The 22413-nt window shown below is 72.8% G+C and carries 25 protein-coding genes; 16 read left to right on the forward strand and 9 right to left on the reverse strand.

The genetic code is table 11. The features are described from left to right. Positions 1-132: 132 nt before the first annotated feature. Positions 133-903: a GH25 family lysozyme gene (locus tag ACFZDC_RS27385; RefSeq protein WP_391328013.1), complete on the reverse strand. Its 771-nt coding sequence runs from the start codon at positions 901-903 to the stop codon at positions 133-135. A gap of 187 nt (positions 904-1090) precedes the next feature. Here ACFZDC_RS27385 and ACFZDC_RS27390 point away from each other — a divergent pair, with 187 nt between their 5' ends. From ACFZDC_RS27390 to ACFZDC_RS27400, 3 genes are all read left to right on the forward strand, one after another. Beyond that, positions 1091-1759, forward strand: a complete 669-nt coding sequence (locus tag ACFZDC_RS27390; RefSeq protein WP_391328015.1) for a class II aldolase/adducin family protein — start codon at positions 1091-1093, stop codon at positions 1757-1759. Between the two features lie 172 nt (positions 1760-1931). Beyond that, entirely contained in the window at positions 1932-3059 is a 1128-nt protein-coding gene (locus tag ACFZDC_RS27395) for an alpha/beta fold hydrolase (RefSeq protein WP_391328016.1), read from the forward strand. A 339-nt stretch (positions 3060-3398) separates the two neighbouring features. Then, positions 3399-4676: a hypothetical protein gene (locus ACFZDC_RS27400; RefSeq protein ID WP_391328018.1), complete on the forward strand. Its 1278-nt coding sequence runs from the start codon at positions 3399-3401 to the stop codon at positions 4674-4676. Positions 4677-4701: 25 nt separating this feature from the next. On the opposite strand, the gene ACFZDC_RS27405 is transcribed toward ACFZDC_RS27400, so the two are convergent. After that, entirely contained in the window at positions 4702-5112 is a 411-nt protein-coding gene (locus ACFZDC_RS27405) for a VOC family protein (RefSeq protein ID WP_391328020.1), read from the reverse strand. A 239-nt stretch (positions 5113-5351) separates the two neighbouring features. Between ACFZDC_RS27405 and ACFZDC_RS27410 the strand changes: the two genes are divergently transcribed. The 3 genes from ACFZDC_RS27410 to ACFZDC_RS27420 all read left to right on the forward strand — a co-directional run bounded on the left by ACFZDC_RS27410 (position 5352) and on the right by ACFZDC_RS27420 (position 8436). Further along, complete coding sequence (locus tag ACFZDC_RS27410) at positions 5352-6950, forward strand: ATP-binding cassette domain-containing protein (protein ID WP_391328022.1); 1599 nt, start codon at positions 5352-5354, stop codon at positions 6948-6950. 335 nt (positions 6951-7285) lie between these two features. Further along, positions 7286-7507, forward strand: a complete 222-nt coding sequence (locus ACFZDC_RS27415; protein ID WP_004002281.1) for a helix-turn-helix domain-containing protein — start codon at positions 7286-7288, stop codon at positions 7505-7507. Between the two features lie 125 nt (positions 7508-7632). Then, the gene (locus ACFZDC_RS27420; RefSeq protein WP_391328024.1) at positions 7633-8436 is read left to right on the forward strand and encodes an enoyl-CoA hydratase-related protein; all 804 of its coding nucleotides are present in this window, start codon (positions 7633-7635) and stop codon (positions 8434-8436) included. Between the two features lie 51 nt (positions 8437-8487). Here the strand turns inward: ACFZDC_RS27420 and ACFZDC_RS27425 are convergent, their stop codons facing one another. Continuing rightward, positions 8488-9207, reverse strand: a complete 720-nt coding sequence (locus ACFZDC_RS27425; RefSeq protein ID WP_391328026.1) for a nucleopolyhedrovirus P10 family protein — start codon at positions 9205-9207, stop codon at positions 8488-8490. A gap of 87 nt (positions 9208-9294) precedes the next feature. Here ACFZDC_RS27425 and ACFZDC_RS27430 point away from each other — a divergent pair, with 87 nt between their 5' ends. Genes ACFZDC_RS27430 through amaP form a run of 5 tightly spaced genes read left to right on the forward strand, consistent with a single transcriptional unit; the run spans position 9295 to position 11612 of the window. Further along, complete coding sequence (locus ACFZDC_RS27430; RefSeq protein WP_391328028.1) at positions 9295-9768, forward strand: Asp23/Gls24 family envelope stress response protein; 474 nt, start codon at positions 9295-9297, stop codon at positions 9766-9768. Between the two features lie 47 nt (positions 9769-9815). Further along, on the forward strand, positions 9816-10010 hold the full coding sequence (locus ACFZDC_RS27435) for a hypothetical protein (RefSeq protein WP_391328029.1): 195 nt from the start codon (positions 9816-9818) through the stop codon (positions 10008-10010). Then, entirely contained in the window at positions 10007-10390 is a 384-nt protein-coding gene (locus tag ACFZDC_RS27440; RefSeq protein WP_391328031.1) for a hypothetical protein, read from the forward strand. Before ACFZDC_RS27435 ends, ACFZDC_RS27440 begins: the two co-directional genes overlap by 4 nt. Next, positions 10387-11025, forward strand: a complete 639-nt coding sequence (locus ACFZDC_RS27445; RefSeq protein WP_391328033.1) for a DUF6286 domain-containing protein — start codon at positions 10387-10389, stop codon at positions 11023-11025. The genes ACFZDC_RS27440 and ACFZDC_RS27445 overlap by 4 nt, the downstream gene beginning before the upstream one ends. Positions 11026-11030: 5 nt before the next feature. Further along, complete coding sequence (gene amaP / locus ACFZDC_RS27450; protein ID WP_391328035.1) at positions 11031-11612, forward strand: alkaline shock response membrane anchor protein AmaP; 582 nt, start codon at positions 11031-11033, stop codon at positions 11610-11612. A gap of 202 nt (positions 11613-11814) precedes the next feature. On the opposite strand, the gene ACFZDC_RS27455 is transcribed toward amaP, so the two are convergent. The 6 genes from ACFZDC_RS27455 to ACFZDC_RS27480 all read right to left on the reverse strand — a co-directional run bounded on the left by ACFZDC_RS27455 (position 11815) and on the right by ACFZDC_RS27480 (position 17340). Further along, positions 11815-12570: an SDR family oxidoreductase gene (locus ACFZDC_RS27455; protein ID WP_391328037.1), complete on the reverse strand. Its 756-nt coding sequence runs from the start codon at positions 12568-12570 to the stop codon at positions 11815-11817. Between the two features lie 5 nt (positions 12571-12575). Beyond that, positions 12576-14360 carry a glycoside hydrolase family 15 protein gene (locus tag ACFZDC_RS27460; protein ID WP_391328039.1) on the reverse strand — a complete coding sequence of 595 codons (1785 nt, stop codon included), beginning with the start codon at positions 14358-14360 and terminating at the stop codon, positions 12576-12578. A gap of 82 nt (positions 14361-14442) precedes the next feature. Beyond that, positions 14443-15240, reverse strand: a complete 798-nt coding sequence (locus tag ACFZDC_RS27465; RefSeq protein WP_391328041.1) for an SURF1 family cytochrome oxidase biogenesis protein — start codon at positions 15238-15240, stop codon at positions 14443-14445. A 49-nt stretch (positions 15241-15289) separates the two neighbouring features. After that, positions 15290-15523, reverse strand: a complete 234-nt coding sequence (locus tag ACFZDC_RS27470; protein ID WP_330457017.1) for a hypothetical protein — start codon at positions 15521-15523, stop codon at positions 15290-15292. A gap of 78 nt (positions 15524-15601) precedes the next feature. Then, a complete protein-coding gene (locus ACFZDC_RS27475) occupies positions 15602-16588 on the reverse strand; it encodes a DEDDh family exonuclease (protein WP_391328042.1) in 987 nt (328 codons plus the stop codon). Between the two features lie 2 nt (positions 16589-16590). Beyond that, complete coding sequence (locus ACFZDC_RS27480) at positions 16591-17340, reverse strand: TetR family transcriptional regulator (RefSeq protein ID WP_391328044.1); 750 nt, start codon at positions 17338-17340, stop codon at positions 16591-16593. Between the two features lie 102 nt (positions 17341-17442). Between ACFZDC_RS27480 and ACFZDC_RS27485 the strand changes: the two genes are divergently transcribed. The 5 genes from ACFZDC_RS27485 to ACFZDC_RS27505 are packed head-to-tail and all read left to right on the forward strand — an operon-like array spanning position 17443 to position 22408. After that, on the forward strand, positions 17443-18240 hold the full coding sequence (locus tag ACFZDC_RS27485; protein WP_391328046.1) for an acetoacetate decarboxylase family protein: 798 nt from the start codon (positions 17443-17445) through the stop codon (positions 18238-18240). Further along, entirely contained in the window at positions 18240-19124 is an 885-nt protein-coding gene (locus tag ACFZDC_RS27490; protein ID WP_391328048.1) for an SDR family NAD(P)-dependent oxidoreductase, read from the forward strand. Before ACFZDC_RS27485 ends, ACFZDC_RS27490 begins: the two co-directional genes overlap by 1 nt. Before the next feature lie 12 nt (positions 19125-19136). Next, positions 19137-20420, forward strand: a complete 1284-nt coding sequence (locus ACFZDC_RS27495; RefSeq protein ID WP_391328050.1) for an amidohydrolase family protein — start codon at positions 19137-19139, stop codon at positions 20418-20420. Then, positions 20417-21643 (forward strand): amidohydrolase family protein, encoded by a 1227-nt coding sequence (locus tag ACFZDC_RS27500; RefSeq protein WP_391328052.1) that lies wholly within the window; start codon positions 20417-20419, stop codon positions 21641-21643. The genes ACFZDC_RS27495 and ACFZDC_RS27500 overlap by 4 nt, the downstream gene beginning before the upstream one ends. Positions 21644-21697: 54 nt before the next feature. Continuing rightward, entirely contained in the window at positions 21698-22408 is a 711-nt protein-coding gene (locus tag ACFZDC_RS27505) for a VIT1/CCC1 transporter family protein (RefSeq protein WP_391328054.1), read from the forward strand. Positions 22409-22413 lie beyond the last annotated feature (5 nt).

The following is a 22413-nucleotide window of genomic DNA, read 5'->3' on the forward strand; positions in this document are numbered from 1 at the left end:
ATCGTTCGAGGTCGTTGGCTGTTGGACCGTAGGCAACCTGGGTGAACGGAAGATGAACTGGGGCAGGCGTGAGGGTGTCGATAACAGGGGATCGGAGTTCCGTTCGCGCCCGACGCCCCATATGCCGCTTGGCTACCAGCCCCGCACGAAGGCCCGCAGCCGGCTCGGCGGCCCGTTGAAGAGATTCTGGTCACCCGGCAGGCCGCCCCGGTCGCCGTATTGCCAGAAGGTCCAGTCCGACCACCCGCCCGGCAGCGATCCCGGGCCCGAGGAGCCGTGACGGGCGATCCACAGAGCATGGTCCGAGGCGAAGGCGCGGCTGTCGCCGGTGCAGGCGTCCCACCAGTCGGCGGTGGTGTAGATCACCGGGCGGCGGCCGGTCTGCCGTGCGACCTCCTCGCTGAAGGACCGGATCCAGTGGACCATCTGCCCCTGGCCCAGCCCGTAGCACTTGTCCCGCCTGTCGTACGGGTTGTACTCGATGTCGAGCGCGGGCGGCAGCGTCCAGCCGTCCGCCCGCCAGTCGCCGCCGTGCCGCACGAAGTACGCGGCCTGCTCGGCGCCCGAGGACCTGTCCGGCCGCGCGAAGTGGTACGCGCCGCGGATCAGGCCGGCCCGGCGCGCGCCGTCGTACTGCCGGTCGAAATAGGGGTTGCGGTAGGTCGTGGCCTCGGTCGCCTTGACGTAGGCGAACCGAGCGCCCTCCGACCGTGCGGCCGGCCAGTCGACGTGCTTCTGGTAGGACGACACGTCGTGCCCCCGGGGCAGGCCCATCGCGGCCACCGGCGACACGGCGCAGACGGCGGACGCGGCCTGGGCGCCCGCGAGGGCCAGCGCCGCCGTGGCGGCGGCGAGGGCGCCGACGCGGTGGCGGAAGCGGGAGGATGTGCGATCACGAGCCATGCGTCCCCCTGGAGAGGCGGCGGAACGTCGTCCAGCGAGCAGGAAAGATCATTGAATGACCGGCGATCGTGTGGAAAAGCCGATTCCGGATGTTTCAAGGCCATGTCCACCCGTTCGGCGGTGCGACTTCCGACCTGAAATGCGCGGGCGGACCGCCCCCTGCCGGGCCGGCTGGCAGGATCGCGGCATGGCTGAACAGCGGCGGAATGCGGAAGAGGAAGCGGCGCGCGTCTGGCAGGCGCTGGTCGCGACGGCCCGCCGGACCGTCGCCGACGGGCTGGTCGTCGGCACCTCCGGTAACGTCTCGGCGCGCGTCGGGGACCTCGTGCTGGTCACGCCTTCGGGCGTGCCCTACGACCGGCTGACCCCGGACGACATCACCGGCGTCGACCTCGCCGGTGAGCAGGTGCTCGGCGCGCTCGTGCCGACCAGCGAACTGCCCATGCACCTCGCCGTCTACCGCACCACCGACGCCCGCGCCGTCGTCCACACCCATGCCGTGCACGCCACGGCCGTCTCCACTCTCGTGACCGGGCTTCCCCCGATCCACTACATGGCCGCCGCCCTCGGCGGCCCCGTCCGTGTCGCGCCCTACGCGACCTACGGCACCGACGAGCTGGCAGAGAACATGCTCCGCGCCCTCGCCGGCCGCTCCGGCTGCCTGCTGCAGAACCACGGCACGATCACCTACGGCACCACCCTCGACCAGGCCTACGACCGCACCGCCCAACTGGAGTGGATGTGCCGCCTGTGGCTGACGGCGTCCTCGGTACCGGGGCTGACGCCTTCCCTGTTGTCGGAGGCACACATGGCCGAAGCCGGGGCACGTTTGAAGGGGTACGGCCAACGGAGGTGACCCCTTGCCGCCCAGCCCCCTGCTCCGGCCCCTTCTCGACCGGCTCCGCCGCGACGGCGCCCGGCCGCGGCCCCGGATCCCCGCGCCGCCGAGCCCCCGCACGCCCCGGGGGACCCCCCGCCCGCCCGCCCTTCCACTGGCCGTCCGCACGGACCGCCACGACACTGGACCCGTGCGCACCGTCAGAGCGACCGCCGCCGCACTCACCGCCGTCCTGGCCGCCGGCGCGGCTTCCGTCGCCGCCGGACGTCTCGCCAGCGACGCCGCGCTGAAGGCGCCGCCGGGCCGTCCGCTGCCCACGGAACCCCGGCTCACCGTGCACGGCACGGCCGCGGGCCGGATCACCCTCACCCGCGATCTGGCCTCGCTGCGCCCGGGCACCTACGGCCTGGCCGGTGACGGCTCCCACGCGGTCGTCGGTCCCGTCCTCGAAACGGCCGAGCACACCGCGGACACCGTCGTGCGCCGCCTGATCCGTGTCACGCACGGCACCTTCGCCCCCGGCGACGCCGTGTGGCTCACCCCGAACGTGTACGTCGGCAACCCGGGCGCCGCCCTGGGACTCGACCACGCGGACGTCGACGTGCCCGGCGAACTCGGTGCCCTGCCCGCCTGGTTCGTGCCCGGCAACCGGGACCTCTGGGTGATCGCGGTGCACGGCCTCGGCACCACCCGTGAGCAGGCCCTGAACGTCATGGAGTTCCTGCACGGCCGCCGCCTGCCGGTCCTCGCGCTCGCCTACCGCGGCGACCTCGGCGCCCCGCGCCCGCCGGACGGCCTCCATCACCTCGGCGAGACCGAGTGGCGCGACCTGGACGCGGCGATCCGCTACGCCGTCCGCTACGGCGCCCGCCGGGTCGTCCTGCTCGGCTGGTCCACCGGCGCCACCATGGCCCTGCGCGCCGCCGAGCACTCCGCCGTGCGCGACCGCATAGCAGGGCTGGTCCTCGACTCGCCGGTGCTCAGCTGGCAGGCCACGCTGCGCGCCCTCGCGCAGGCCCGCGGCACCCCGGAAGCCCTGCTGCCGCTCGCGGTGCGGGCCGCGCAGGGCCGCGCCGGGCTGCACGCCGACCGGGTCGCCGAGATCACCGACCCCGACCGGCTCGACGTGCCCACCCTGATCGTCCACGGCCCGGACGACACGGTCGCCCCGTGGGAGTACTCCCGCCGCCTCGCCGCCCGCCGCCCCGAGCGCGTCGCCCTGCACACGGTGCCGCAGGCCCCGCACGCGGCGATGTGGAACGCGGACCCCCAGGAGTACCAGGAACGCCTGCGCCGGTTCCTCACCCCGCTGATGTGAGGACGCCCCGATCCCGCACGCCCCTCCGCCCGAGTCGGAAGCCCCGGTTCCAGTCGTTCCGTTTAAGGCCGCACCACTGGCCTGATCATGACTGTTCGCCCGCCACCGGACGCGGTGCGTTGGCCAGCCCCGTCGCCCCCCGTGACATTCCGTTTGGGTTTTCCGACCGTCAAGCGGAAGACTGCACCTGTGACGTCCCGTATCCCGCGCGACTCCAGGCTCCGACTCGTCCGACCGCGACCCCTGGCCGCCGCCCCCAGAGCTGTGAACCAGCGGCGTCCGCGCCGCCCCGCACCCCGGCCGCCGGAGGGCACCCCGGCCCCCGGGGAACTGGCCAGAATGGCGCGCACCGGTCTGGCCGGCGCGGTCCGCGTCGCCCGCTGGGCCGACGCCGCCCTCGGCCCCGGGAGCGACGCCGCCACGGCCGACGGCAAGGCCACCCTCTCCGACGCGACCGCCGAGCGTGCCGCCGCCGACATCGGCCTGAGCGCCACTCAGGTCCGCGCCGACTGGGACACCGCCCGCCTCGCCGGACTGGTCGAGGTGCACGGGGACAGCGCGCGCCCCGGCTGGCGCCTGCGCGCCTGGGACCGCGACGACAGCGCCGTGCTGCGCGGTTGGGTCGCCCTCTTCGACGCCTGGTCACTCGCCTGCCCGGAACCCGCGGACCACGAGCCGGCCGCCGTCGCCGAGGTCGTCTCGGCCATGCCCCAGGTGCTCTCCTTCCTCCAGCTGTCCGCCGGTCCGGTCCCGGTCGAGCAGCTGCTCGACCTGCTCCAGCAGCGGGTCACCGAACTGCGCACCGAGCGCTGCGAGGTCGCCTACGGGCCCGGCCCCGCCGAGTCCGCGGGGCACGCCGGGACCCTGAGGCCGGCGGAACCCGCACCCGCCGGGGACACCCCGCTCGCCCCCCTCCTGGACTGGGCCCTGACGGCCCTCGCCTCCGTCGGCGCCCTGACCTGCGGCGACGGCCAGGCCACGCTGACGCCGCTGGGCAGCTGGGCGGTCTGGGTCAAGCTGGAGCAGATCTGCGTGGCCGCGCAGAGCCCCGCCGGGAACATCGAGCAGTCCGCCGAGGACATGCTCCGCGGCTGCGCCCAGCTGCGACCCAACGCGGCCCGCGCCGAGTACCGCGCCTGGCTCGCCGCCCGCCCCGTCGGCAGCGCCGTCGCCGAACTGCTCGCCGCCGCCCGCGGCGAGGACGCCCTGCTGCGCGGCCTCGCCTTCGAGGCGCTGCGGGTCGTCGGCGCCCCCGCCGAACCCGAGGTGCGGTCCGTCGTGGACGAGCCGGCCCTGAGGCCGTACGCCCTGCTGTGGCTCGCCGAGCACGACGGCATCGACCCGGAGGACGCCCACGAGGTCCTCACCCGCGAGGAGGCCACCTGGCTGTGGGTCGACACCGCCGCCGCCGTCGCCGATCACGGCGAGACGGCGATGCTGGTACGGCATCTGGAGGCCGCGGTGCAGCCCACCGTCCCCGCGCTGCTGGACGAGGTCCGCGCCGTCGGCCACCCGCGCACCGTGCAGGTCCTGGTCGCGCTCGCCGCCGCCCATCCGGACCCGGCCCTCGCCAAGGCCGTGCGCCGCGCCGCCTTCCAGGTGCACACCGGGGGATAGCCGGCGGGCTGCGGGACCGCGCCGCTCAGGCGCCGATCTCGGGGGCGTAGGTGCCGAAGCTCCAGATGTTGCCCTCGGCGTCCCGGGCCATGTAGTCCCGCGAGCCGTAGTCCTGGTCCGTCGGGGGCATCAGGATCTCCGCGCCGTGCTCCGCGGCCCGCTGGTGGTGGGAGTCGACGTCGTCCACGACCACGTACACCCCCGCGGGCCCCGCGCCCTTCATCGCCAAGTCGAACAGGCCGCCGCGGCCCTTGGAGCCGACCATCACCGCACCCCTGCCCTGGACCAGCTCGGCGTGCATCACCGTGCCGTCCTCGGTCTCGTACACCGACAGCTCGGTGAACCCGAAGGCCTCCGTGAGCTGCTTGATCGCCGCCTTCGCGTCCGCGTACAGCAGCGTCGGGTAGATGCTCGGCCGTCCGCCCGTGCCTGCCATGCAGATCACTCCTTCGCGCGTCGGTTCTGCCGTGGCTTCGAGTCTTGCAGCCCCCACTGACAACGCCTCCCGGTGCCAGGAAGCGGGCCCGAGCACCCCGAGCACCCCGAACACACGGACGGAAAAACCGCTTGCACGGCCCCGTTAGAATTACTCCATGGCCATTCTCCTCGCGCATTAGACGGCGGGAACGTCCTCAGCCGCCCACCCGCCAACCACGTACGCCCTGGAGTCTGTCCGTGATTTCCGCCTCCGGTATCGAGCTGCGCGCCGGTGCGCGCGTCCTCATCGAGAACGCCACCTTCCGTGTCGCGAAGGGCGACCGCATCGGCCTCGTGGGCCGTAACGGCGCAGGCAAGACCACCCTGACCAAGGTCCTCGCCGGCGAAGGCATCCCGGCCGCTGGCACCGTCACCCGCTCCGGCGAGGTCGGCTACCTCCCGCAGGACCCCCGCACCGGCGACCTCGACATCCTCGCCCGTGACCGTGTCCTGTCCGCCCGCGGACTCGACGTGCTGATCCGTAAGATGCGCGAGAACGAGCAGCGGATCGCGAACGGCCAGGGCGCGACCCGCGAGAAGGCCCTGAAGCAGTACGAGCGCCAGGAGACCGAGTTCCTCACCAAGGGCGGATACGCCGCCGAGGCCGAGGCCGCGACCATCGCCGCCGCGCTCAACCTGCCCGACCGCGTGCTCGGCCAGCCCCTGCACACCCTCTCCGGCGGACAGCGCCGCCGTATCGAGCTGGCCCGTATCCTCTTCTCGGACGCCGACACCCTGCTGCTGGACGAGCCGACCAACCACCTCGACGCGGACTCGATCATCTGGCTGCGCGACTACCTGAAGACCTACCGCGGCGGCTTCATCGTGATCTCCCACGACGTCGACCTGGTCGAGACGGTCGTCAACAAGGTCTTCTACCTGGACGCCAACCGCTCCCAGATCGACGTCTACAACATGGGCTGGAAGCTCTACCAGCAGCAGCGCGAGGCCGACGAGAAGCGCCGCAAGCGCGAGCGCGCAAACGCCGAGAAGAAGGCCGCCGCACTGCATTCGCAGGCCGACAAGATGCGCGCCAAGGCCACCAAGACGGTCGCCGCGCAGAACATGGCCCGCCGTGCGGACAAGCTGCTGTCCGGCCTGGAGGCGGTCCGCCAGTCCGACAAGGTCGCCAAGCTCCGCTTCCCGGAACCCGCGTCCTGCGGCAAGACCCCGCTGATGGCCGAGGGCCTGTCGAAGTCGTACGGCTCCCTGGAGATCTTCACCGACGTCGACCTCGCCATCGACAAGGGATCGAGGGTGGTCATCCTCGGCCTCAACGGCGCGGGCAAGACCACCCTGCTGCGGCTGCTGGGCGGGGTGGAGAAGCCGGACACCGGCGAGGTCGTCCCCGGCCACGGCCTGAAGCTCGGCTACTACGCGCAGGAGCACGAGACCCTCGACCCGGAGCGCACGGTCCTGGAGAACATGCGCTCCGCGGCCCCCGACATGGACCTCGTCGAGGTCCGCAAGGTGCTCGGTTCGTTCCTGTTCTCCGGTGACGACGTCGACAAGCCGGCCGGCGTCCTGTCCGGCGGCGAGAAGACCCGCCTGGCCCTGGCCACCCTGGTCGTCTCCTCGGCGAACGTCCTGCTCCTGGACGAGCCGACCAACAACCTCGACCCCGCCAGCCGCGAGGAGATCCTCGGCGCCCTGCGCACCTACAAGGGCGCGGTCGTCCTCGTCACCCACGACGAGGGCGCCGTCGAGGCGCTCCAGCCGGAGCGGATCATTCTGCTGCCGGACGGTGTCGAGGACCTGTGGGGCTCCGACTACGCGGATCTCGTCGCCCTGGCGTGATCGAAAGGCTGATCCACTGCGTATGGATCATTCGGCCGATCCGTGATCCATCATCTGTGTGAGATCTCCTCGTATCGAGGTGTGTCGTACATCGATTTCGCGGCCGGTCCCTTCTCTCCCAAGGGATCGGCCGTTGCGCATCCCTGACCTGGCACTTCGCGAATCCGCCCGTTCGGCCCCACGGACACTCCGCGGTGGAATCCTTGATTCCGCTTGTGTGGATGCGCTCCTGTCGTCACAACGATGTCTCACGGACCTTGCCGAATGGGTGGCCATCCCGCCCCGGAGGGGTGATCATGAGGAGACCAGAGCGCACTTCCCATGAGGAGGCACGGGTGGCCGAGACTCTGAAGAAGGGCAGCCGGGTGACCGGCGCCGCGCGCGACAAGCTCGCGGCAGACCTGAAGAAGAAGTACGACTCCGGTGCGAGCATCCGGGCGCTGGCCGAGGAGACCGGCCGCTCGTATGGCTTCGTACACCGGATGCTCAGCGAGTCGGGCGTCACGCTTCGTGGGCGAGGCGGAGCGACCCGGGGCAAGAAGGCCGCATCGTCCTGACTCCGGGAGGCCCATCGGCTTCGATGGTGGCCACCCGGTCGGTGCACTGATCGGCCGGGTGGTTACTGTGCAGTCGCTTAGCATGCTGACGCATGCTTGATGACCGCACTCATCGGAGGCGCCCCATGGCTTCGCCCGACCAGGACCTCGCTCCTGCACTCGACAAGGACGGCGTACGGCTCACCGTCGACGACGCGCTCGCCACGGTGACGCTGACCAATCCGGCCAGGCGCAACGCGCAGAGCCCCGCTCTGTGGCGGGCGCTCACCGAGGCCGGTCGGTTGCTGCCGGGCTCCGTTCGTGTCGTGGTGCTGCGCGGCGAGGGCAAGTCCTTCTCCGCCGGGCTGGACCGGCAGATGTTCACTCCGGAGGGGATCCCGGGCGAGCCGACCTTCACCGATCTCGCGCGCCGTGACGACGCCGGGCTCGACGCGACCATCGCCGAATTCCAGGAGGCGTTCACCTGGTGGCGGCGGAACGACATCGTGTCCATCGCCGCCGTGCAGGGGCACGCCATCGGGGCCGGGTTCCAGCTCGCGCTCGCCTGCGATCTGCGGGTCGTCGCGGACGACGTGCAGTTCGCCATGCGCGAGACCGCCCTCGGCATCGTCCCCGACCTGACCGGCACGCATCCGCTGGTCGGGCTGGTCGGGTATGCCCGCGCGCTCGAGATCTGCGTGACCGGGCGGTTCGTCGGCGCCGAGGAGGCGGTGGCGACCGGGCTGGCCAACCTCGCGGTGCCTGCCGGGGAACTCGACGGTGCCATGCGGGACTTGTCCACCGCGGTGCTGGCCGCGCCGCGGGACGCCGTGGTGGAGACGAAGGCCTTGTTGCGGGGTGCGCAGGGGCGTGACTACGACGCTCAGCGTGCCGCGGAGCGGGCTGCGCAGGGTCGGCGGTTGCGGGACCTGGCCGGCGTCGGCGAATGACCTTTCCGGGCAGGCGCCTGGCCGCAGGCCGGCGCCGCCCACGGCCGGCGGTCATTCCACGCTCGTGACCAGGACCGCCACCGTGGGGTGATCGTCCAGCGCGTCCCGTACCGCCCCACGCACCTGCCGGGCCACGTCCACGGCCCGGTGGCCCGCGCTCGTCGCCAGCTCCACCCGTACGTGCCGGTGGGGCAGCGACATGTCGCCCGCGCGTTCCTCGACGTGCACCGCCCGGCCCAGGCCCCCGAGCGAACCCGTCAGACAGGTCACCCCGGGAACGGCGAGCGCGGCCTCGACGACGCGGGTCTCGTCCGGATCCGTGGTCACCCGGGCGGGCAGCGGCTGCGGTGCGGGTGCCGCCGTGGGCTGCCCCACCGCTTCCAGCAGCCCCGTCACCCGGAGATCGACCTCCGTGACCGCGAGGCCCAGGTGTTCGGTCGCGGCCGCCGCGAGGGTCAGTCGCAGCCGGGACGCCGTCGCCGGCAGGGGCTCGGCGGAGGTGGCCGCGAAGTCCGCCGTCACCCGGAGCGAGCCCGGGGACAGTGCGCTCGGCGGAGGCGGTACGACGGGTTCGTGGACGTCGTCCGGATCGGCGAGCCTGATCCGCAGCGCCCCCAGCCGCACCCCCGGCACCCCTGACGCGGCACGGCTCAGGACCGCCACGGCCGCCCCTTCGGCGATCCACGCCCCGTCGCGCGGGCCGCCGAGCGGCAGCAGCCTGCCCAGTCCCAGCTGGTGCCTGACTTCCTGTGTCCACCGGTCCGCCGTCATTCGTCCAGCCTGCCGCATCCCCGGCGCGCAACCGAGCATCCGTGCTTACGGTGGTCGCAGAACGACGACCGAAAGGGACGTACGGCGATGACCGAGATGACGACGACCCCAGACGGTGACAACGAGCCGCAGGTGTCGACCCGTAAACCCACCAGACGCGGCGGCGGAGACCCGGCGACCCGGGGACGGACGACCATCGCCGACGGTGTCGTGGAGAAGATCGCCGGACTCGCCGCCCGGGACGTGCTCGGCGTCCACGCCATGGGCAGCGGGCTGGCCCGAACCCTCGGGGCCGTGCGCGACCGGGTGCCGGGCGGCTCGAAGTCCGTGACCCGGGGCGTGAAGGCCGAGGTCGGCGAGGTGCAGACGGCACTCGACCTGGAGATCGTCGTGGACTACGGCGTGTCGATCGGCGATGTCGCCCGCGCGGTACGGGAGAACGTGATCGCCGCCGTGGAACGGATGACCGGACTGGAGGTGGTCGAGGTCAACATCGCGGTGAGCGACGTCAAGCTCCCCGAGGAGGAGGAAGAGGAGCTCGAGCCGCCCCGGATCCAGTGAGGCACCGGCATGGACACCCGCACACCTGATGAGCTGAGGAGCGCTGCATGAGCATGGCCGTGGTCGGCATGATCGCCGGAATGGCGCTGGGCTTCGCCGGGTACTTCGGCGGGTTCGGAGCCTTCCTGCTGGTGGCGGCGCTCGGCGCCGTCGGGTTCGTCGCCGGCCGTTTCCTGGAGGGTGACCTGGAACTGGGCGACTTCGTCCGCACCCGCGGCGACCGGCGCGACCGGCGGCGGTGACCGCCGTGAGCGCGCAGACCGGCACGGTACGCCGGCCCGTGACCCTGATGCCGCCCGGCGAGCGCGGCGCCCTCCGGATCGCCGACTCCGTCGTCGCGAAGATCGCCGCACGGGCCGCGCGCGAGGCCCTCGCCCCGCTGCCCGAAGGCGCCGCGTCCCCGCGCGCCACCGTGGTCGTCCACCATGGGACGGCCCGCGTCCGCGTCCGTCTGGAACTCGGGTACCCCTGCGACATCGGCGCCCGCTGCGCGGCCGTGCGTCGCCAAGTCGCCCAGCGGGTGGGCGCGTTGCTGAGCATGGAGGTGCCGGAGGTCGCCGTCCGGGTCGAGCGGCTGCACCTGACACCGGCGCCCGGCGCGCCCCACGGGAGGACGTCATGAGCGAGCCCCGGCCACCCGAGAGCACCCCACGACCACTGCCCGTCCTCCACGTCGACGAGCCCCCCGACGTCCCACCGCCCCCGCTTTCCGAGAGCAGCGGCCGCTTCTGGTCGGCGCGCCGTGTCCCGGCGGCCATCGTCGCCCTGCTCCTCCTGGCCGGTGCCGGCGTCTTCCTGTACGACATCGCCGCCGTACGCGCGCACCGTCCCGCGATGCGATGGCGCCGCGCCCTGGCCCGGCAGCTCGCCGAACGGCCCCTGGACGACACCTGGGTGCTGGTCGGGGCGGGCATCACCGCCGCCCTCGGTCTGTGGCTTCTCGTCCTGGCCGTCACGCCCGGCCTGCGCGACCTGCTGCCCATGCGGCGCCCGCACCACGACGTCCGCGCCGGACTCCGGCGGGAGGCGGCCGCCCTGGTGCTGCGCGACCGGGCCATGGAGGTCTCCGGTGTGCGGGCGGTGCGGGTGCGGCTGCGCCGCAGGCGTGCCAAAGTCCGTGCCGTCTCGCACTTCCGCGACCTGGACGACGTGCACGCGGACCTGGACGCCGTACTCGCCGACGCGGTCCGCGGGCTCGGGCTCAGCCGCGAGCCCGCGCTGTCGGTACACGTCCGGCGGCCCGGACGGAAGGGGTGAGCCGGATGCACAGGGGCGGCGTGAATCGCGTACTGACCGGCTTCGTCGGGCTGTTGCTGCTCGCCCTGGGCGGCTCGGTGCTGGCCGTGGGCCTGGGCGCACCGCCGCCGCACCCCTGGCTCCACACCGGCCCGCACGACGTCCTGCTCAGCACGCCCGAGCGCACCCGCTGGCGGGGCGCCGACTGGTGGTGGCCGACGGTCATCGGCGCCCTGACCCTCCTCGTGCTGTTCGCCCTGTGGTGGCTCACCGCGCTGGTGCGCCGGCACCGCCTGACCGAGGTCCTGGTCGACACCGGCGACGGCGAGGGCGCCCTGCTGGACGGGAAGGCCCTGGAGTCGGTCCTCGCCGCGGAGGCGGCCCGACAGCGGGGGGTGAACTCCACCGACGTCCTGCTGACGGGCCGCCGTACGGCACCGGCGGCGAGGGCCCGGCTGCGGCTAGAGCCGGACGTGGACCCCTGGACGGCCCTGACCGACTTCACCGCTCAGTCCCTGGTCCACGCACGGGAGTCGGCGGGGCTGACGTCACTTCCGGCGGAAGTACGACTGGGGGCGGTCAAACACCGGGCGGAAAGGGTCACTTGAGGGCTCGGCCGAGCGGAAAGAGGCGCGCGGGGCTGGAGCGGCCCCGCGCGCCGCCGCGTAGGCCCGGCCGGCCCCCCCGGGCGCTGAACCGACCCGCGGCTCCGCCGCGTACGCCCGACCAGCCCCGCACCGGGCGCTGTACCGAATTGCGGCTCCGCCGCACAGCCTCGACCAGCCCCCGCACCCGACCAAGAACCGGCCCTCAGAAGCCGTGCCGCATCCCCCCGTCCACGGGCAACATGATCCCGGTCAGATAAGAAGCCGCCGGGGACAGCACAAACGCGGCCACCCGCCCGAACTCCTCGGGCGTCCCGTACCGGCGCAACGGAATCCGGGACTCATTGGCGGCCCGAGTGGCCTCGGGATCCGCGGACAACCGGTCCAGCTCGCGCACGCGATCCGTGTCGATGCGCGACGGCAGCAGCCCCACGACCCGGATCCCGCGCGGCCCCAGCTCGTCCGCGATCGACTTCGCGAACCCGGCGAGTCCGGGCCGCAGCCCGTTGGAGATCGTCAGCCCGGGAATCGGTTCGTGGACCGACCCGGAGAGCACGAACCCGATGACCCCGCCCGCCTCCAACTCGGCCGCGGCCTCGCGAGCGAGCCGTACCGCGCCGAGGAAGACCGACTCGAACGCGTTGCGCCACTGTTCGTCCGTGTTGTCGGCGACGAACCCGGGCGGCGGCCCGCCGACGCTCACCAGGACGCCGTGGAAGGCGCCGAAGTGCTCCCGTGCGGCCGCGACGAGCCGTTCGGGAGCCCCCGCCTCGGCGTTGTCGACGGCCACGCCCACCGCGTTCGGGCCCAGTTCGGCGGCCGCGTCGGCGACCCGCTTCTCGTCACGGCCGGTGATGACCACTTTCGCGCCGTCGGCGACGAGTTCCCGCGCGGCCGCGTTGCCCAGTCCGCGCGTGGCGCCGGTGACGACGTACACCCGGTCCTTCAGTCCAAGATCCATGGCCCCTATCCTGCCTCCTGATCCCCGAACAGGGTGAGGGCGGTGTTCACCAGCCCGATGTGGCTGAACGCCTGCGGGAAGTTGCCCACCAGGCCGCCGCTGACCGGGTCGTACTCCTCGGCCAGCAGTCCCACGTCGTTGGCCAGGCCCAGCAGTCGCTCGAACAGCTCCCGGGCCTCGTCCGTACGGCCGGTCATGTGCAGGGCGTCCGCCAGCCAGAAGGAGCAGGCGAGGAAGGCGCCCTCGCCGCCCGGCATGCCGTCGACACCGATGGCGTCGGTGTCGTACCGGCGCACGAGGCCGTGATGGCCCAGGTCCTCGCGGATCGCGTCGACCGTGCCGATCACCCGCGGATCGTCGGGCGGCAGGAAGCCGACGCGGGGGATCAGCAGCAGGGCGGCGTCCAGCTCCCGCGACCCGTAATACTGGGTGAAGGTGTTGCGCTCGGGGTCGAAGCCCTTCTCGCACACCTCCCGGTGCACCTCGTCACGCATCGCCCTCCAGCCCTCCAGGTCGCCCTTCAGCTCCTGGTGGGTCTCCAGCGTCCGCACGGCGCGGTCGGCGGCCACCCACACCATCACCTTGGAGTGCACGAACTGGCGTCGGCCGCCACGCACCTCCCACAGGCCCTCGTCGGGCTGCCGCCAGACCGACACCAGGAAGTTCATCAGCGAGCACTGAATCGACCACATGTGCGGCTTGGTGGGCAGGCCCGCGCCGCGGGCCAGCGACAGCGAGTCCATGACCTCGCCGTACACGTCCAGCTGGAGCTGGTCGACGGCGCCGTTGCCCACGCGTACGGGCGCGGAGTCGGCGAAGCCGGGCAGCCAGGGCACCTCCCACTCCGGCAGCCGTCGCTCACCCGCCAGGCCGTACATGATCTGCAGATCCGCCGGGTCGCCCGCGACCGCGCGCAGCAGCCAGTCGCGCCAGGCCTCCGCCTCCTTGTGGTAGCCGGCGGCCAGCAGGGCGCCGAGGCTGAGGGTGGAGTCGCGCAGCCAGCAGAAGCGGTAGTCCCAGTTGCGCACACCGCCCGGCTCCTCGGGCAGCGATGTGGTGGCCGCGGCGACGATTCCGCCCGTCGGGGCGTAGGTGAGCGCCTTGAGCGTGATCAGGGACCGTACGACTGCGTCCCGGTACGGGCCGTCGTACTGGCAGCGCGCCGCCCAGCGCCGCCAGTCCCGGACGCTGTTGCTCAGCGCCTCGTAAGGGTCGATGAGCGGGGGACGCCGCTCGTGCGCGGGGTGCCAGGTCAGGACGAACGCGACCCGCTCGCCCTCGGCGACGGTGAACTCCGCGTGGGTGGCGAAGTCCTTGCCCCACAGGTGCACGTGGGGCTCGGTGCGCAGCCACACCGAGTCCGGTCCTGCGACGGCCACCCGGTGCCCGTCGGAGCGGCGCATCCACGGGACGACGGATCCGTAGTCGAAGCGCAGGCGGAGGGTGCCGCGCACGGTGACACGTCCGCTGACGCCCTCCACGATGCGTACGACGTCGGGGGCGCGGTCACGCTGTGGCATCAGGTCGGTGACGCGTACCGTGCCCTCGTCGGTCTCCCACTCGGTGTCGAGGACCAGGGTGCCCGGCCGGTAGGCGCGGCGGGTGCAGGTGCCCGCGTCCTTCGGCGCGATTCTCCAGTGGCCGTTGTCCTCGTCGCCCAGGAGTCTGGCGAAGCAGGCGCCGGAGTCGAAGCGGGGCAGGCACAGCCAGTCGATCGAGCCGTCCCTGCCGACCAGAGCCGCGGTCTGTTCGTCGCCGATGAGGGCGTAGTCCTCGATGCGCGCGTTCACGGGATGCGGTTTCCCTGTGGACCTGGGGGCCAATCAGGTGGTGCGCCGGGGGAGTGAGGTTCCCCGGGGGCGGCCCGGGCCGTCACACGGTGGCCGGTTCCGCCGCCTCCGGCTCCTCCTCTGCCGCGGCCTCCTCGCGGTCGCGGATCTCGCGCCGGACGAGGAACCACCAGCCCACCGGGACGCCCGCGGCGAACAGCCACCACTGGAGCATGTACGCGTAGTTCAGCGGCGCGTCCTCGCTGCCGGGGTCCGAGATCTGCTCGGGGGAGCCGCCCTTGGGCTGGGGTGCCGTCTGCTCGACGTAACCGCCGAGCACCTTCGCGCCGAGCCGCCGTGCCTCCTGCGCGCTGTTGATCAGCATGATCTGCCGGTCCGGCAGGCCCTTGACGTTCTTGATGCCGCTCGCCGCGGTGGTCTCGTCGGCCATCAGCCGTCCGCTGAGCGTGGTACGGCCGGCGGGCGGCGCGGGGACCTTCGGGAAGGCCGTCTGCACGCCGGTCGCCGGGATCCAGCCCCGGTTGACCAGCAGCACCCTGCCGTCCGTGAGGACGAACGGGGTCAGGACGTGGAAGCCGACCTCGCCGTCGGAGTTGGTCCGGCGCCGGACCACGACCTGCCGGGACGTGTCGAAGGTGCCGGTCGCCGTGACCGAGCGGTACTTCTCGGTGCGGGTCACGGTGTGCCCGGGGGAGGTGAGCCGCTCCACGGGGACCGGCTTGGCGTGCAGCGCGCCGGAGACCAGGTTGTTCCGGGCGGTCCGCTCCTCGTACCGGTGCTGCTGCCAGAAGCCGAGCCTTGTCATCGTCGGGATCAGCGCGATCGCGACGAGGGTGAGGATCACCCACTGGCGGGACAGCAGGAAGCGGTAGCGGTGCACCCCACGACGGTACCTCCGAGCCGTGGGGTGCTTTCGGGCGGGTGCCGCGTCACACCCGGTCCACCACCCCCGTCTTCCCCTCCGCCCGGGCGCAGTGGGCGCCGCAGTACCAGTGGCCGTCCACCTCCACGCCCTGACCGATGATCTGCACCCGGCAGTGTTCGCAGATGGGTGCCATGCGGTGGATCGCACAGGAGAAGCAGTCGAACACATGCACTGCGCCCTGCGCGTGGACCTCGAAGGTCATTCCGTAGTCATTGCCGCAAACTTCGCATCTCGCCATGCGCCACAGGGTGAGCCGTCACCGACTCCCGGGCGAGCGGGCGCCGGGCGAGTCGCCGGGAATCACCCATCCGCACGGTCACTCGTCGGAGGGCTCCACGTCCCTCAGCAGCTGCCCGAACGCGGCCTCGTCGACGATCGGCGTGCCGAACTGCCGCGCCTTGACCACCTTCGAGGTGCCCGACTCGGGGTCGTTGGTGACCAGCAGGCTGGTCAGTCGCGACAGGCTCGTCGCCACGTGCAGCCCGGCCTCGGCGGCCCGGTCCTCCAGCAGCTCCCGTTCGGTGGAGGTGTCTCCGGAGAACGCCACCCGCATGCCCTGTTTGAGGCGTCTGCCGTCTTCGTAGCGTCCCGGGTTGGGGTAGGGGCAGGCGGGCCGCTTCCGAGTCGGGCGCCAACCGCCGGGACGGTATCCGCCGTATCCGCCGCTCGCCTGCCGGCCGATCCGGGGCGTGTCCGACCACTCCGTCAGCGGCCGGCACTCCAGCAGCGGCAGCCGTACGCCGCCCGCCGCCGCGGCCCGCAGGCTGGGCCGGAACGCCTCGGAGAGCACGCGCGCGTCGTCCAGCGCGTGGTGCGCCCGCTGCTGCACGACCCCGAAGTGCGCCGCCAGCGACTCCAGCTTGAAGTTGGGCAGCGGCAGCGCCAGCTCCTTGGACAGCGCGATGGTGCACAGTCGCTGCCGCACCGGCGCCTCGCGCCGTGCGCGCGCGTACTCGCGTGCGATCATCTGCCAGTCGAAGACCGCGTTGTGCGCGACCAGCACCCGGCCGTCGAGCCGGGCCGCGAACTCCTCGGCGACGTCCGCGAAGAGCGGCGCCCCGTCGAGCACCTCGCTCGTCAGACCGTGTATCCACACGGGGCCCGGATCGCGCTCCGGGTTGACCAGGGTGTACCAGTGGTCCTCGACCTCGCCGCGCGCGTCCAGCCGGTAGACCGCCGCGGAGATGATCCGGTCGTCCCGGGCAAGGCCGGTGGTCTCCACGTCAACGACCGCGTATCCCTTGGGATACGCGGCCGGCCACTGGGTGGGGGAGGACACTGCGGTCGCACGGTCTTCGAGCATGGTCACTGAGGATACGGGCCACGACTGACAGCACCGTTCCTCAGGGGCGGACCCGCCTGCTCGCGGCCGTTCCCCTGATCGGCCGCCGCACACGCGTGCGTGCCCCGCGGGGGGTTGGCCGCCGTTCCTCTGCCGTGCGGCGCGAGCAGCGCCCGTACCAACGCCCGTACGGAGGTGGCGAACAGCCGCTCCGGGTCCACGGGGCGGCCCAGCGCGCGGGCCAGGGCGGGGTCGTCGCCGGCCGCCTCGGCGCTCCACAGCTCCTCCTCGCCGGGCCGCTGGACCGGGGCGCGTTCGCGGTTGCGCTCGACCAGCACATGGCCGACGACTTGGAACTGCACCGCCCGTACGAACTCGGCCGCCCGGGCGCCGCGCAGCCCCGCCGCGTGCGCCTCGCGCACCAGAGCCTGCTGGGCGGGCAGGAACATCCGCTCCGTCAGCCCGCGCTCGTGCACCAGGGCCACCAGGTGCGGACGGTCGCGCAGCTGCCGGCGCAGGGCGCGTGCGACGGAGACGACCCGCTGCTCGGGCGTGCGTCCGGACGGACGGATCTCGCCGAGTCCGGCCACGGTCCGCTCCACCAGGGCGTCCAGCAGGGCCTCACGGCCCCCGACGTGCCAGTAGATCGAGGTGACGGCGGTGCCCAGCTCGGCGGCGAGCCCCCGCATCGTCAGCGCGTCCGGCCCGCGTCGCCGCATCAGTTCGGCGGCGGCCTCCAGGACCTCCTCCCGGCTGAGCGCCATTCTCGGCATCCCCGCCCCCCGATCCGTAGGTGCACGCGTATTTACCCCGTCCCCCGTCTGCTGTAACCGTGTTACAGGTGACGGTCCGTCAGAAGAAGGGCGGTACGGCGTATGGCACGCGTACGGTACGGCGCACGGACCGAGCGGGAGATCGCCGCCACGCGCACCGCGAGCGCGCGGCTCCCCGCCATCTGGTCCACCGGTGTGGTGGCCGTCTGGGAGACCGACCCGGACGCGGTCGCGGCGGTGCTGCCACCACCCCTGAAGCCCACGGCCGATCCGCTCGTCCGGGTGAACATCAGCAAGGTCGACCTCCCCGGTTACCCGCTTGGCGCGGGCTCCGTCGCGGTCGCCGCCGCCCACGGCGAGGTCGACGGCTGGTACCCGCTGGTGATGCCGATGACCCACGAACGCGCCCTCATCGGCGGCCGCGAGGTCTTCGGGGAGCCCAAGAAGCTCGGCCGGGTGACCGTCGAGCGCGACGGCCCCGTCGTACGGGCGTCGCTGGAACGGCACGGCATCGCCTTCGTGGAGGTGCGCGGCGCGGTGAGCGGCGAACTGCCCCTCCCGGAGCCGTCGCGCACGACCGACTTCTACTTCAAGTTCCTCCCCTCGGTGGACGGTTCCGGCTTCGACGGCGACCCCGTGCTGGTGCACTGCGTACGCCACGAGAAGATGCGTCGGCTGGAGCGGCTCACCGGGGACGTCCTGCTCCGCGAGTCCGGGTACGACCCCGTCGCCGACCTCCCGGTGCTGCGTCTGCTGGGCCTGACCCTCGGCGAGAAGACCAGCGACCAGAGCGGCCGGGTCGTCGAACGGGTCGACGCGCAGGCCCTGTTGCCCTACCTCCACCAGCGCTACGACGACCCGCTCCACACCCATGACGGTCCGCCCGAAGGGAGCGCGTGATGGACCTGCGGGCGGGACAGGTCGCCGTCGTCACCGGGGCGGCGAGCGGGATCGGGCTCGCGACGGCGCGGCGGTTCGCCTCCGAGGGCCTGAAGATCGTCCTCGCCGACGTCGAGGAGGCCGCACTGGACAAGGCCGCCGCGGACCTGCGCGCGGAGGGCGCCGATGTGCACGCGCGCGTGGTCGACGTCGGCGTGCGCGAACAGGTCATGGAACTGGCCGACTCCGCGTACGAGGTCCACGGCGCCGTACACGTGCTGTGCAACAACGCGGGGGTCGGCTCCGGCGCCGAGGGGCGCATGTGGGAGCACGAGCCGAACGACTGGCAGTGGGCCTTCGCCGTCAATGTGTGGGGCGTCTTCCACGGCATCCAGGCGTTCGTTCCACGGATGATCAAGTCCGGTCGGGACGGTCATGTCGTCAACACGTCCTCCGGCGACGGCGGCATCGCACCCCTGCCGACGGCATCCGTGTACGCGGTCACCAAGGCGGCCGTCGTCACGATGACCGAGTCCCTGTACGCCCATCTGAGGGCGGAGCACGCGCGCGTGGGCGCCTCCGTGCTCTTCCCCGGGCCGCACATGCTGCGCACCGGCCTGTGGGAGTCGCACCGCAACCGGCCGGCCCGCTACGCCGAACAGCGCCCCCGGAAGACGCCGTACCGCAGCCTCGACCAGTGGGAGGCCGCGATGAGCGCGGCCGGCCGCGAGGTCCGCTTCACGCCCGTGGAGGAGGTCGCGGAACTGGTCGTGGACGGCATCCGCGCCGACCGCTTCTGGCTGCTGCCGGCGAGCGAGCACAGCGACGCCCAGATCCGCGCGCGAGCGCGCTCGATGCTGGAGCGCGCGACCCCGTCGTACCTCGAGAGCTTCATTCTGGACTGAGAGGGGGTTGCGGTGACCGACCAGGACCCGTACCTGATCATCTCCTCCGACTGCCACGCCGGGCTGCCCACCGAGCAGTACCGGCCCTACCTGGAGTCCCGTTTCCACCGGGACTTCGACGAGTTCCTCGCGGGCCGCGGCCGGCGCCGCGAGGAGATGACCCGGCTCGGCATCCGCAACGAGGCCTTCGCCGACCGGTGGTTCCACGACAACGAGGAGGGGCTGCGCGGCGGCTGGGACAGCGCACGGCGCCTGAAGGAACTGGACGGGGACGGCGTGGCGGCCGAGGTCGTCTTCCCGGACGCCGACGCCGTGGACAGCCGGACCGCCGCGCCCTTCGGTGTCGGCCTGGGCCTGTCCGGCGACCAGGACCCGGAACTCGGCATGGCGGGCGCCCAGGCGCACAACCGGTGGCTCGCGGACTTCGTCTCCGAGCACCCCGAACGGCACTGCGGGGTCGCCCTGCTGCCCGTCACGGCCCCCGTCGAACGGGTCGTCGCCGAGCTCCACCGGGCCAGGGAGTCGGGCCTGCGCGCCCTGATGATCCCCGCCATGTGGGCCGGCAGGGAGCCGTACCACGACCGCCGTTACGACCCGGTGTGGGCGGCAGCCGCCGAGTGCGGGATGCCGGTGCTCACCCACTCGGGTGCGGCCCCGCGCGAGGAGTACGGCGACCACCTCGGCATCTACGTCAGCGAGGTGACCTGGTGGCCGGCCCGGCCGCTGTGGTTCCTGCTCTGGTCCGGTGTCTTCGAACGCCATCCCCGACTGCGGTTCGGCATCGCGGAGTCGGGCTGCTGGTGGCTGCCGAACCTGCTGTGGTTCATGGACCGCCTCTACCTCGGCGCGCACGGCGGCAAGAAGCTCTCCCCGTTCCAGGAGCTGAAGCGCCCGCCGCACGAGTACCTCGACCGGCAGGTGTTCCTCTGCGCCACCAACACCAAGCGGCGCGAGCTGGCCCAGAGGTACGAGATCGGCGTCGACAACATCCTCTGGGGCAGCGACTTCCCGCATCCCGAGGGCACCTGGCCCGACACGCGCGCGTGGCTGCGCCGCACCTTCCACGACATCCCGGTCGCCGAGACGCGCCGGATGCTGGGCCTGGCGGCGGCGGAGGTCTTCGGCTTCGACGTGCGCGGGCTGACACCCCTGGCCGAGCGCATCGGCCCCACCCCCGCCGACCTCGGCCAGCCGGCCGACCAGACGGCCGTGGAGGCGTCCTGGGCGCGCTCGCGCGAGGCGGGCCGGCACTGGCTGACCGGCCATGACTTCCCGGTCCTGGGGGTGACGCGATGAGCGAGCGGTACACGGTGATCTCCGCCGACTGCCACGCGGGAGCCGACCTCCTGGACTACAAGCCGTACCTGGAGAAGCGCTACCACGACGACTTCGACGTCTGGGCGGCCACCTACGTCAACCCCTACGAGGACCTGCTCGCCGACTCCGCCGACCGGAACTGGAACTCCGAGCGGCGGCTCGCGGAGTTGGAGGCGGACGGGATCGTCGCCGAGGTGATCTTCCCGAACACCATCCCGCCGTTCTTCCCGTCCGGCTCCCTGATGGCCCCGCCCCCGAACGCCGAGGACTTCGAGCGGCGCTGGGCCGGCCTGCGCGCCCACAACCGCTGGCTGGCGGACTTCTGCGCGGCCGCGCCCGGCCGCCGGGCCGGGGTCTTCCAGATCCTCCTCGGTGACGTCGAGGAGGCCGTCAAGGAGATCAGGTGGGCCGTCCCGGCGGGACTCAAGGGCGGCCTGATGCTGCCCGGCACCCCGCCGGGCTCCGGCCTGCCCGAGCTGTACTCGCGCGTGTACGACCCCGTCTGGGCCGTCTGCGCGGAACTCGGCGTCCCCGTCAACCACCACGCGGGCTCCGCCTCACCTCCGCTCGGCGACGAACCGGCCGCCCGCGCGGTCTTCATGGTCGAGACGACCTGGTTCTCCCACCGCGCGCTGTGGCACCTGGTCTTCGGCGGCGCCTTCCGCCGCCACCCGGGTCTGCGGCTGGTGCTCACCGAGCAGGGCTCCGGCTGGATCCCCGGCGTCCTGGACATGCTGGACTACTACCACGGCCGCCTGGTCGCGGCCGCGTCGAAGGCCGGCACCGCCGAGGCCAAGTTCGGCGCGGGCCTCGCCGCACACATGGGCCGGCCACCCTCCGAGGTCTGGCGGGACAACTGCTACGTCGGCGCGAGCTTCATGCGCCCGCACGAGGTCCCGCTGCGCGACCGCATCGGCATCGACAAGATCATGTGGGGCAGCGACTACCCGCACGACGAGGGCACCTACCCGTACACCCGGGAGGGCTTGCGGTTCGCCTGCGCGGGCGTCCCGCGCGCGGAGCTGACGGCCATGCTCGGCGGCAACGCGGCCCGCGTCTACGGCTTCGACCTCGACCTCCTGGATCCCGTCGCGGCGAGGGTGGGCCCGACGGTGGCGGAGCTCGCCGAGCCCCTGCCGGAGCCACCGGCCGACGCGACGAGCCCGGTGTTCGCGCGGGGGGCGTCGGTGCGGGTGTGGTGAGGCGCGGGGCGCCGAGGTGTGCGGTTCGGCGTCCGGGGTGCGATCCTCCGTCGTGTGACGGAACCAACCCACGAGGAGTCCCACACAGGCGCGCTCGGCTCCCGGCTGAACTGGCTGCGCGCGGCCGTGCTGGGCGCGAACGACGGCATCGTCTCCACCGCGGGACTCGTCGTCGGCGTGGCCGGCGCCACCCAGGCCCGGGCCGCTCTCCTCACCGCCGGGCTGGCCGGGCTGCTCGCCGGGTCGATGTCCATGGCGGCCGGGGAGTACGTCTCCGTGTCCACCCAGCGCGACTCCGAGATGGCCGCGCTGGCCGTGGAGAAACGGGAGCTGAGGGAGCAGCCGGAGGCCGAACTGGAGGAGCTCACCGAGCTGCTGCAGGAGCGCGGCCTGTCCAGGGAGGTGGCCCGGGAGGCCGCCGAGCAGCTCACTGCGCGGGACGCCCTGAGGGCGCACGCGCGCGTGGAGCTCGGCATCGACCCGGACGAGCTGACCAACCCCTGGCACGCGGCCTGGGCGAGCTTCCTGGCCTTCACCGTGGGCGCGCTGCTGCCCCTGCTGGCCATCGTGCTGCCCCCGGCCGACCGGCGGCTCCCGGTCACCGTGGGGTCCGTGCTGGCCGCGCTCGTCCTCACCGGTTGGAGCAGCGCCCGGCTGGGAGCGGCCGACCCGAAGCGCGCGGTGCTGCGGAACGTGCTGGGCGGTGCGCTCGCGATGGGGGTGACGTACGTCGCGGGGCGTCTGCTGGGGGCGGCGGGGGTCTGATCGCC

It is taken from the genome of Streptomyces sp. NPDC007905 (genome assembly GCF_042959345.1).
Lineage (GTDB): Bacteria > Actinomycetota > Actinomycetes > Streptomycetales > Streptomycetaceae > Streptomyces.

Coding starts and splice junctions, on each gene's coding strand:
- ACFZDC_RS27385 (WP_391328013.1), bottom strand. CDS start 903: ATGGCTCGTGATCGCACATCCTCCCGCTTCCGCCACCGCGTCGGCGCC.
- ACFZDC_RS27390 (WP_391328015.1), top strand. CDS start 1,091: ATGGCTGAACAGCGGCGGAATGCGGAAGAGGAAGCGGCGCGCGTCTGG.
- ACFZDC_RS27400 (WP_391328018.1), top strand. CDS start 3,399: ATGGCGCGCACCGGTCTGGCCGGCGCGGTCCGCGTCGCCCGCTGGGCC.
- ACFZDC_RS27405 (WP_391328020.1), bottom strand. CDS start 5,112: ATGGCAGGCACGGGCGGACGGCCGAGCATCTACCCGACGCTGCTGTAC.
- ACFZDC_RS27420 (WP_391328024.1), top strand. CDS start 7,633: ATGGCTTCGCCCGACCAGGACCTCGCTCCTGCACTCGACAAGGACGGC.
- ACFZDC_RS27425 (WP_391328026.1), bottom strand. CDS start 9,207: ATGACGGCGGACCGGTGGACACAGGAAGTCAGGCACCAGCTGGGACTG.
- ACFZDC_RS27430 (WP_391328028.1), top strand. CDS start 9,295: ATGACCGAGATGACGACGACCCCAGACGGTGACAACGAGCCGCAGGTG.
- ACFZDC_RS27435 (WP_391328029.1), top strand. CDS start 9,816: ATGAGCATGGCCGTGGTCGGCATGATCGCCGGAATGGCGCTGGGCTTC.
- ACFZDC_RS27445 (WP_391328033.1), top strand. CDS start 10,387: ATGAGCGAGCCCCGGCCACCCGAGAGCACCCCACGACCACTGCCCGTC.
- amaP (WP_391328035.1), top strand. CDS start 11,031: ATGCACAGGGGCGGCGTGAATCGCGTACTGACCGGCTTCGTCGGGCTG.
- ACFZDC_RS27455 (WP_391328037.1), bottom strand. CDS start 12,570: ATGGATCTTGGACTGAAGGACCGGGTGTACGTCGTCACCGGCGCCACG.
- ACFZDC_RS27470 (WP_330457017.1), bottom strand. CDS start 15,523: ATGGCGAGATGCGAAGTTTGCGGCAATGACTACGGAATGACCTTCGAG.
- ACFZDC_RS27475 (WP_391328042.1), bottom strand. CDS start 16,588: ATGCTCGAAGACCGTGCGACCGCAGTGTCCTCCCCCACCCAGTGGCCG.
- ACFZDC_RS27480 (WP_391328044.1), bottom strand. CDS start 17,340: ATGCCGAGAATGGCGCTCAGCCGGGAGGAGGTCCTGGAGGCCGCCGCC.
- ACFZDC_RS27485 (WP_391328046.1), top strand. CDS start 17,443: ATGGCACGCGTACGGTACGGCGCACGGACCGAGCGGGAGATCGCCGCC.
- ACFZDC_RS27490 (WP_391328048.1), top strand. CDS start 18,240: ATGGACCTGCGGGCGGGACAGGTCGCCGTCGTCACCGGGGCGGCGAGC.
- ACFZDC_RS27500 (WP_391328052.1), top strand. CDS start 20,417: ATGAGCGAGCGGTACACGGTGATCTCCGCCGACTGCCACGCGGGAGCC.